This window comes from Streptomyces silaceus, from assembly GCF_001419745.1.
In the GTDB taxonomy this organism is placed as follows: domain Bacteria; phylum Actinomycetota; class Actinomycetes; order Streptomycetales; family Streptomycetaceae; genus Streptomyces; species Streptomyces silaceus.
This window is the reverse complement of the sequence record NZ_LIRJ01000340.1, coordinates 709-3,148: the sequence shown is the minus strand read 5'-3', so window position 1 is coordinate 3,148 and position 2,440 is coordinate 709. Positions and strand designations below refer to the sequence as shown.

At 75.7% G+C, this 2,440-nt stretch carries 3 protein-coding genes; 2 read left to right on the top strand and 1 reads right to left on the bottom strand.

Going from position 1 to position 2,440, the window contains the following annotated elements:
* The first annotated feature begins 68 nt into the window (after window positions 1–68).
* Together AOK22_RS28185 and AOK22_RS28180 are read left to right on the top strand one after the other, a co-directional pair.
* Window positions 69–821 carry a TetR/AcrR family transcriptional regulator gene (locus AOK22_RS28185; protein ID WP_055701535.1) on the top strand — a complete coding sequence of 251 codons (753 nt, stop codon included), beginning with the start codon at window positions 69–71 and terminating at the stop codon, window positions 819–821.
* Window positions 818–1,453 carry an AAA family ATPase gene (locus AOK22_RS28180; RefSeq protein ID WP_208606454.1) on the top strand — a complete coding sequence of 212 codons (636 nt, stop codon included), beginning with the start codon at window positions 818–820 and terminating at the stop codon, window positions 1,451–1,453. Before AOK22_RS28185 ends, AOK22_RS28180 begins: the two co-directional genes overlap by 4 nt.
* A 34-nt stretch (window positions 1,454–1,487) precedes the next feature.
* Here the strand turns inward: AOK22_RS28180 and AOK22_RS43060 are convergent.
* On the bottom strand, window positions 1,488–2,440 hold a 953-nt coding region (locus AOK22_RS43060), incomplete at its 5' end, for an aromatic amino acid lyase (protein WP_244165077.1).

Sequence of the window (2,440 nt, the reverse complement as noted above, 5' to 3'; positions counted from 1 at the left end):
GCTCCCTCGACGGGGGCCTCGTCCGCCCCGGTCCGAGCCCCCCCTCCGCAGCTCCGGAAACACCCAGGATGACCAGCGAGACACCGGCCCCCGCCACCCCGCCACCGCCCGCCGGGACCCGCCGCCGCCCCACCCACCGCAAGGGCCGCGCCACCCTCACCCGCGACTCCGTGGGCCGGGCCGCGCTGGACTACCTCGGGCGGCACGGGCCCGCCGAGCTGACGATGCGGTCCCTCGCGGCCGAGCTCGGCGTCTCGCCGCGCGCGCTCTACAACTACGTCGAGGACAGGCGGGACTTGATCACCGTCGCCGCCGAGATCTTCGAGTCGCGGTGGCGGCCGCCCACGCTCGACCCCGCGCCGGAGCGCTGGCGCGACTCCCTGCGCGCGTACGGCCGCGACCTGCGCGCCCACTACCGCCGCCACCCCGGCATGACCACGCTCGCCCTGAACGAGAACGTCACCCTGGCCCGGCACCCCGCGATGCTCCGCAACGTGGACGCCGCCATCGGCTTCTTCACGGAGATCGGCGGGACGGGCCTGCCGCCCCGGGAGGCCTGTCTCGCCTGCATGAAGACGATCCGCCAGGTCGTCGGCTTCGTGGAGTTCGAGGACCGCGTCCACGACCGGCCGCCGCCGGACCTCGACCCGGCCGACCTGCGCCAGGCGCCCCCGCCCTGGCTGCGCGAGGGCGTCGAGGACCTCCCCCACCTGCGCCGCGCCGCGAAGGACCCGCACCCCCACGCCCCCGACGACCTCTTCGAGTTCACCCTGGACGTCCTCGTGGAGGGCATCGCCGCACGCCTGGAGGCCACCCCGTGACCGAACCACCCCTGGACATCGTGCTGATCGGCGGCGCGTCCGGCATCGGCAAGAGCCGGGCCGCCGCGCGACTGGCCGAGGAGTCGAAGGCGTTCGTGGTCGAGTTCGACGACGTGGTCGAGGCGGTGCAGGCGATCACCACCGCCGCGCACCACCCGGACCTCCACCTCTTCGACGGCGTCGCGGACGCGGAAGCGGACCTGCCCGCCGACCGCGTCCTCGCCCTGCAGATCGCCACCGCCCGCGCCCTCGAACCCGCCGTCCTCGGCGTCGTGCGCAACCGTCTGACCGTCGACGTGCCCGCCGTCGTCGAGGGCGACTACCTCACCCCGGCCGCCGCGGCGCGGGCCGTGGCCGAGGGCGCGGCGGCCGGCCGCGACGTGCGGGCCGTCTTCCTGCACGAGGACGACCCGCGGCAGATCACCGCCAACTACGCCGCACGGGAACCGGAGAGCGGACTCCAGGCGGCGCGCGCCGAGGTCAGCGCCGCGTACGGGCACTGGCTCAGCGGCGAGGCCGCCCTGCACCGCCTCCCCGTCGTCGCACCCCTCCCCTGGAGCACCCTCGTGCCCCGCATCCTCCGGGCCCTCGGCCAGGAGGACGACGGAGGGGGCGCGGCCACTCCGTGGTGACCGCGCCCCCTCCTCGTCGTCGGGGCGAGGAACCCTAGGCCAGCGCCCCCGTCACCGGCTCCACCGCCGCGACCAGCGCGCCCGAGCGGACGAACTCGTCGGCCGCCGCGAGGTCCGGCGCGAGGAAGCGGTCCGGGCCGGGGCCCTCGACGCCCGCCTTGCGGACGGCGGCGATGACCGCCTGCGTCGCGGGCGCCGGGGTGAGGCCCTCGCGCAGCTCGACGGCGCGCGTGGCGGCGTACAGCTCGATGGCGACGACACGGGTGAGGTTGTCGACGGCGGTGCGCAGCTTGCGGGCCGCCGACCAGCCCATGGAGACGTGGTCCTCCTGCATGGCAGAGGAGGGGATCGAGTCGGCCGAGGCCGGTACCGCGAGCCGCTTCATCTCGCTGACCAGGGCGGCCTGCGTGTACTGGGCGATCATCAGGCCCGAGTCGACGCCCGCGTCGTCCGCGAGGAACGGCGGCAGGCCGTGCGAGCGGTTCTTGTCGAGGAGGCGGTCCGTGCGGCGCTCGGCGATCGAGCCGAGGTCCGCCGCCGCGATGGCCAGGAAGTCCAGGACGTACGCGACCGGGGCGCCGTGGAAGTTGCCGTTCGACTCGACGCGGCCGTCGGGCAGGACGACGGGGTTGTCGACGGCGGCGGCCAGCTCGCGGTCGGCGACCAGGCGCGCGTGCGCCATCGTGTCGCGGCCCGCGCCCGCGACCTGCGGGGCGCAGCGCACCGAGTAGGCGTCCTGGACGCGCGGCGCGTCGTCCTGGTGGTGGCCGGTGAGGCCCGAACCGGCGAGCACGGCGAGCATGTTGGCGGCGGAGGCGGCCTGGCCCGGGTGCGGGCGGATGGCGTGCAGCTCGGGCGCGAGGACCTTGTCGGTGCCGAGCAGGGCCTCCAGCGTCAGGGCCGCGGTGATGTCGGCGGAGGTGTAGAGCGTCTCCAGGTCGGCGAGGGCCATGACGAGCATGCCGAGCATGCCGTCGGTGCCGTTGA